Genomic DNA, 6,025 nt, shown 5'->3' on the forward strand with positions numbered 1-6,025 from the left:
CCCCCAACAGCAGCCCCCTACCGCATCCCGCCAGTAACCACCCGCAGCCGCCGCCGCACCGCGTCCCTCGGATCCGACGGCCGGGCCAGCAGCATCCGCGCGATCCGCCCGGCGCGGGTCGCCGCCTCCGACGAGCCCTCGCGCACCGAGGTCACCAGGGCGCCCTCGATCAGCAGCATCAGCTCCGGGGCGAGGGTCGCGTGGTCCTCGCGGCCGGCGGCGACCAGCAGCTGCTGGACGTAGTCCGTGACCGCGTCCTTGTGTGCCACCACGACGCCGTGGATCGGGCTGTCGCTGTCGGCGGCCTCGATCATCGCGTTGATGAAGGCGCAGCCCCGGTAGCCCGCGCCGTCCAGCCACTCCCCCAGCGCGTCGAACAGTGCCACCGGGCGCTCGGCTGCCGGGACGCCGTAGCTCTCGATCGTCGCGCGCAGCCAGGCGCGCCAGCGCTGGTCGGTTCGGGTGAGGACCTCGACCACCAGAGCGTCCTTGCTCGCGAAGTGCCGGTAGAACGAGGCCCGTCCGACCGCCGACTCGGTCAGGATCCGTTCCACCCCGACCGCGCGGATTCCCTGGTCGTAGAACAGTTTTTCGGCCGCATCCAGTAGTCGTTCCCGCGCCTGTACCGCCATGGCAAGGAATGGTACCGATCGGTCCCCAGGGGACGCCACCGCTGATATCGGGAATGGCACCGATCGGTACCGTTCTGAGCGCAAGGCATTGATATCAGTCGGTACCGGTCGGTACCGTCTGCCGGTGGCGGTGTCCGGGCACGCGAAAAGCCCCGGCCCCCATCGGGAACCGGGGCTCGAAGCCCGTACTCGCGCTCGACTCTTGGTGTGCTCGGCCCTCGTGCTCGGCCTCGCTCGACGCGCGCTTGTTGAGCCTTTAGCCGATGGCCTTCTTCAGCGCCTCGGCCCGGTCGGTCCGCTCCCAGGTGAAGTCCGGCAGGTCGCGGCCGAAGTGCCCGTAGGCCGCGGTCTGCTGGTAGATCGGGCGCAGCAGGTCCAGGTCGCGGATGATGGCGGCCGGCCGCAGGTCGAAGACCTGGAGCAGCGCCTCCTGGATTCGCACGTCCTCCACCAGGCCGGTGCCGAAGGTCTCGACGAACAGCCCGACCGGCTCGGCCTTGCCGATCGCGTACGCGACCTGCACCTCGCACCGCTCCGCGAGCCCGGCCGCGACCACGTTCTTGGCCACCCAGCGCATCGCGTAGGCCGCCGAGCGGTCCACCTTGGACGGATCCTTACCGGAGAAGGCGCCGCCGCCGTGCCGGGCCATGCCGCCGTAGGTGTCGACGATGATCTTGCGGCCGGTCAGTCCGGCGTCGCCCATCGGGCCGCCGATCTCGAACCGGCCGGTGGGGTTGACCAGCAGCCGGTAGTCGGTGGTGTCCAGGTCCAGCGCGGCCACTTCCGGGGCCACGACCTGCTCGCGGATGTCCGGCGTGAGCAGGTTGTCCAGGTCGATGTCGGAGGCGTGCTGGGTGGACAGGACCACGGTGTCCAGCCGGACCGGCTTGTGGCCGTCGTACTCGATGGTCACCTGGGTCTTGCCGTCCGGGCGCAGGTACGGCATGGTGCCGTCCTTGCGCACCGTGGCAAGCCGATGCGAGAGGCGGTGCGCCAGCGCGATCGGCAGCGGCATCAGCTCCGGGGTGTCGGTGCAGGCGTAGCCGAACATCAGGCCCTGGTCGCCGGCGCCCTGGCGGTCCAACTCGTCGGTGTCACCCTCGACCCGCGCCTCATAAGCGTCGTCGACGCCCTGCGCGATGTCCGGGGACTGCGAGCCGATGGACACCTGGACGCCGCAGGAGGCGCCGTCGAAGCCCTTCTTCGACGAGTCGTACCCGATGGCCAGGATCGTCTCGCGCACCAGGCGGGCGATGTCGGCGTACGCGGTGGTGGTCACCTCGCCGGCGATGTGCACCTGGCCGGTGGTGAGCAGGGTCTCCACGGCGACCCGGGACTTCGGGTCGTCCTTGAGCAGGGAGTCGAGGATCGCGTCGCTGATCTGGTCGGCGATCTTGTCGGGGTGCCCCTCGGTCACCGATTCGGAGGTGAACAGGCGGCGGACGGTACCGGACATGGGTACTCCTAGGTTCGCAGCGGCTGCTGACTACAGGTCGACGCGACGCCCCGGCCCCCGAACGAAGCACACACGCCTGGGTTCTCCCCAGGCGCGTGCGTGTCACGAAGATCGAAACGACCGCGAGGCCAGTTTAGTCGGTGTCGGTGCGCACCTTAAGTACCCGGTCCCAGATGACGTCGGCGAGCCGTTCCTTCGGGCCGTCCGCGACCGGCTCCTCCGAGCCGTCCGCGCTGATCAGGACCGCCGCGCTGTGGTCCGCGCCGAATGTCAGGTCCACCCCGACCTCGTTGACGATCAGCAGGTCGACGCCGTACTTGGCGCGCTTGGCGCGGCCGTGCTCCAGCCACGTCCCGTGCGCATCACCGGTCTCGGCGGCGAACCCCACCACCGTCTGTCCCGGCCGGATGCGGGAGTGACCGAGCTCACGCAGCACGTGCGGGTTCTGGACCAGCCGGATCTCCGGGGCCGAACTGTCGTCGGCCTTCTTGATCTTCGACTCGGCCGGCTCGGCGGGCCGGAAGTCGGCCACCGCCGCGGCCATCACCACGATGTCGGCGTCCTGCGCGGCCGCGCGCACCGCGTCCCGCAGCTGCGCGGTCGTCGCCACCGGGACCACGTCCACCCCGGCCGGATCCGGCAGCGAGGTGTTGGCCGCGACCAGGGTCACCCGCGCGCCGCGGGCCACCGCGGTGGCCGCCAGCGCGTAGCCCTGCTTGCCCGAGGAACGGTTGCCGATGTAGCGGACCGGGTCGATCGGCTCGCGGGTGCCGCCGGCCGAGACCACGACGTGCAGCCCGGCCAGATCCGCCGCGGCCGTGCCGCGGGTCAGCAGGGAGCGGCAGTACTCGAAGATGGCGGCGGGGTCCGGCAGCCGGCCCTTGCCGGTGTCGGCCCCGGTCAGCCGGCCCACCGCGGGCTCGATGACGTACAGGCCGCGCCGGCGCAGGGTGGCGACGTTCTCCCGGGTGGCGGCGTTCTCCCACATCTCGGTGTGCATGGCCGGCGCGAACACCACCGGGCAGGTGGCGGTGAGCAGGGTGTTGGTCAGCAGGTCGTCGGCCAGCCCGTGCGCGGCCTTGGCCAGCAGGTCGGCGGTGGCCGGGGCGACGACGACCAGGTCGGCGTGCCGGCCGATGCGCACGTGCGGCACCTCGTGCACGTGCTCCCACACCTGCGTGGCCACCGGCCGCCCGGACAGCGCGGCCCAGGTCGGCTCGCCGACGAAGTGCAGCGCGGCGGCGGTCGGGACCACGGTGACCGCGTGCCCGGACTCGGTGAAGAGCCGCAGCAGCTCGCAGGCCTTATACGCGGCGATGCCGCCGCCCACGCCGAGAACGACGTTGGGCGACGGCATCGTGGAGTGTTCAGTCACGTTCTGACCCTAACGCCGGTCAGCGCGTGCCGGCCGACCGGGGGCGGCGCCGGAATGAACGCCGACCGCGGGGGCGAGCGGCTGGTGGCGCCGCCTCCTCGCGAACCGGGGAGACTACTGGATGACCGAGCCGGGCGCGCCGGCCTCGATCGGCTCGGCGGTCAGCAGGCCGGCGTTGATCTCGCGCAGCGCGATCGACAGCGGCTTCTCGTGGACATGGGTGTCGACGAGCGGGCCGACGTACTCCAGCAGACCCTCGGAGAGCTGGGAGTAGTAGGCGTTGATCTGCCGGGCGCGCTTGGCCGCGTAGATCACCAGGCTGTACTTGGAGCCGGCGGCGTCCAGCAGCTCGTCGATCGGCGGGTTGATGATGCCTTCGGGCTCAGTGGCGGACACGCGTGAGGACTCCTGTCGCAGACGAGCAAGATCATTTCCGGATCCCCACGACCCGGACGTTCTAGACTAACAGCTCTGGAGGCTCGGACCTGCCGGTCCGGTGAGTACACCGGTGGCGATCAGGCCGACGGCAGTCCCCGTCAGTGGTTTTCGGCCGTGCCCGTCAGTGGTTTATCGGCGAACCGGTGACCAGCTCGACCAGTTCCGCCGCCGCTTCGGCGACCGTGGTGTTCACGATCGTCACGTCGAACTCGCTCTCGGCGGCCAACTCGATCCGGCCGGTGGCCAACCGCGCCTCGATGACGTCCTCGGGCTCGGTGCCCCGGCCGCGCAGCCGCTGCTCCAGCACCTCCCAGGACGGCGGGGCCAGGAAGACCAGGCGGGCGGCGGGCATCGCGCGGCGGACCTGGCGCGCGCCCTGCAACTCGATCTCCAGCAGGACCGGCTGGCCGGCGGCCAGGCGTTGCCCGACGGGGCGGCGCGGGGTGCCGTAAAGGTTGCCGGCGTACTCGGCGTGCTCCAGGAACTCGCCCTCGGCGATCAAGTCCTCGAAGGTGGGCCGGTCGTAGAAGAAGTAGTGCACGCCGTCGACCTCGTCGGGCCGGGGCTTGCGGGTGGTGGCCGAGACCGACAGCCACACCTCGGGGTGGACCTCGCGCACGTGCTTGGCGAGCGTCGTCTTGCCGACGCCTGAGGGCCCCGAGAGCACTGTGAGAAGTGCGGGGGCAGTGTCCGATTCAGAGGCAGGGGTGTCGGAACCGTGGCCGTCCGTTCCGGCGCGATCGCTCATGGGAGAAGATCGTACCGGGCCGCAGGGCCGCGATTCCGACGGTTGTGCCGCGTCGCCTACCTCGGCGTCTCAAATGAGGCGCCGGGGCAGGTTGGACGTCACGCGCCGAATTCACGCTCCAGTGATGCGATCTGGTTGGCGCCGAGCCCACGGATCCGGCGCGTCTCGGAAATGTCGAGACGCTCCATGATCTGCTTGGCTCGGACCTTACCGATGCCGGGCATCGATTCCAGAAGAGCCGAGACCTTCATCTTACCGATGATCTCGTTCTTCTGACCTTCGCGCACAACGTCGGACAGGGTCACGCCGCCAGCCTTGAGACGGAGCTTCAGAGCGGCGCGCTCACGCCGCGCCTCTGCTGCCTTCTGAAGTGCGGCCGCACGCTGTTCTGGAGTGAGGGGCGGAAGAGCCACGCCGGTTCACCTCTGGACTTCGAGTACTGTCGGTGGACTTGTCCGGGTTCGATCGAGGCCTATGGCAAACCTCGAACTCCCCCAAGACATACGGGACCTCACCTGGCGGACGAGACCCGCGGATACAACTGGTGGAACGAATCCGCAGCGTACACCCGTAGTCGGGGGCTAGGAGAGGGGATCTGCGCTTCTCGTTCGGCCAGCCCGTGGGCATACCCGGACCAATGGGGGCGAGTCCGGCGTAATTCGTGGCGGATTGCCGGGCTCGAATCACACCGTCATGCCCCTGATATCGCGTCAGATCCGTTTGTCCGAACCGGCATTCCGGCGCGCCGGGGTATCGGCCGCGACCGCTTCCGGCCTATGACGCATCCAGCCTTTGAGTAACGGCGGGACAACGCTGGAATATCGCACGGAGGTTCAAACGGCGCCGGAGAAGGTGTCGCAGGACTGGAAGTCTCCGGTTTGGTAACCCGTGAGGAACCACTTCTGACGCTGCGCCGCCGAACCGTGGGTCCAGGTCTCCGGGGTGACCCGCTGCTGGTACTGCGCCTGGATCCGGTCGTCGCCGACCACCGCCGCGGCGTCCAGTCCGTCCGAGATGTCCTGCTTGGTGAGATCCTTGATCAGGACCCTGCCGTAGGCGTCCTTCGTCGTCGTGGCGTAGTGGGCCCACAGCCCGGCGTAACAGTCTGCCTGGAGTTCGACCCGCACCGCACCGCTGTTCGCCCCTTGTTGCGAGGACTGGCTGTTGCGCAGCGCCCCGGTGAGGTTCTGGACGTGGTGTCCGTACTCGTGGGCGAGGACGTAGGCCTGCGCGAACGGCCCGCCGCGGGCGCCGGACCGCGTTGGCGTGGGCCGGGATCATGCTGGTCGCGCTGACCCTGGCGGCCCTGGTGTTCGGGTCGTCGGGCCTGGTTCTGCCGCTGATCTTCATCGGCTGGTCGGCCGCCGCGATCCTTT

6 protein-coding genes and 1 pseudogene are annotated in these 6,025 nt (G+C 69.7%); all 7 read right to left on the reverse strand.

Annotation, left to right across the window (positions count from 1 at the left end; all coding sequences use genetic code 11):
- Nucleotides 1-17: 17 nt before the first annotated feature.
- Nucleotides 18-632, reverse strand: a complete 615-nt coding sequence (locus tag IZR01_RS47605) for a TetR/AcrR family transcriptional regulator (protein ID WP_194899406.1) — start codon at nt 630-632, stop codon at nt 18-20.
- A 256-nt stretch (nt 633-888) separates the two neighbouring features.
- Nucleotides 889-2,088, reverse strand: a complete 1,200-nt coding sequence (metK, locus tag IZR01_RS47610; RefSeq protein ID WP_194899405.1) for a methionine adenosyltransferase — start codon at nt 2,086-2,088, stop codon at nt 889-891.
- Between the two features lie 133 nt (nt 2,089-2,221).
- Nucleotides 2,222-3,445: a bifunctional phosphopantothenoylcysteine decarboxylase/phosphopantothenate--cysteine ligase CoaBC gene (coaBC, locus tag IZR01_RS47615; protein ID WP_194927706.1), complete on the reverse strand. Its 1,224-nt coding sequence runs from the start codon at nt 3,443-3,445 to the stop codon at nt 2,222-2,224.
- Nucleotides 3,446-3,577: 132 nt separating this feature from the next.
- The gene (rpoZ, locus tag IZR01_RS47620; protein WP_015793932.1) at nt 3,578-3,859 is read right to left on the reverse strand and encodes a DNA-directed RNA polymerase subunit omega; all 282 of its coding nucleotides are present in this window, start codon (nt 3,857-3,859) and stop codon (nt 3,578-3,580) included.
- A 163-nt stretch (nt 3,860-4,022) separates the two neighbouring features.
- Nucleotides 4,023-4,649: a guanylate kinase gene (gmk, locus tag IZR01_RS47625; RefSeq protein ID WP_194899404.1), complete on the reverse strand. Its 627-nt coding sequence runs from the start codon at nt 4,647-4,649 to the stop codon at nt 4,023-4,025.
- A 98-nt stretch (nt 4,650-4,747) separates the two neighbouring features.
- Nucleotides 4,748-5,062 (reverse strand): integration host factor, actinobacterial type, encoded by a 315-nt coding sequence (gene mihF / locus IZR01_RS47630; RefSeq protein ID WP_015793934.1) that lies wholly within the window; start codon nt 5,060-5,062, stop codon nt 4,748-4,750.
- Nucleotides 5,063-5,482: 420 nt separating this feature from the next.
- Nucleotides 5,483-5,911 (reverse strand): annotated as a pseudogene (locus IZR01_RS47635) (neutral zinc metallopeptidase); the annotation flags it as partial.
- Between the last annotated feature and the right edge of the window lie 114 nt (nt 5,912-6,025).

Origin of the sequence: Catenulispora pinisilvae (assembly GCF_015356865.1) — a bacterium.
GTDB classification, from domain to species: Bacteria; Actinomycetota; Actinomycetes; order Streptomycetales; family Catenulisporaceae; genus Catenulispora; species Catenulispora pinisilvae.

Excerpts from the sequence above, each read along its gene's own strand:
- IZR01_RS47605 (WP_194899406.1), bottom strand. The coding sequence starts at position 632 with ATGGCGGTACAGGCGCGGGAACGACTACTGGATGCGGCCGAAAAACTG.
- metK (WP_194899405.1), bottom strand. The coding sequence starts at position 2,088 with ATGTCCGGTACCGTCCGCCGCCTGTTCACCTCCGAATCGGTGACCGAG.
- coaBC (WP_194927706.1), bottom strand. The coding sequence starts at position 3,445 with ATGCCGTCGCCCAACGTCGTTCTCGGCGTGGGCGGCGGCATCGCCGCG.
- gmk (WP_194899404.1), bottom strand. The coding sequence starts at position 4,649 with ATGAGCGATCGCGCCGGAACGGACGGCCACGGTTCCGACACCCCTGCC.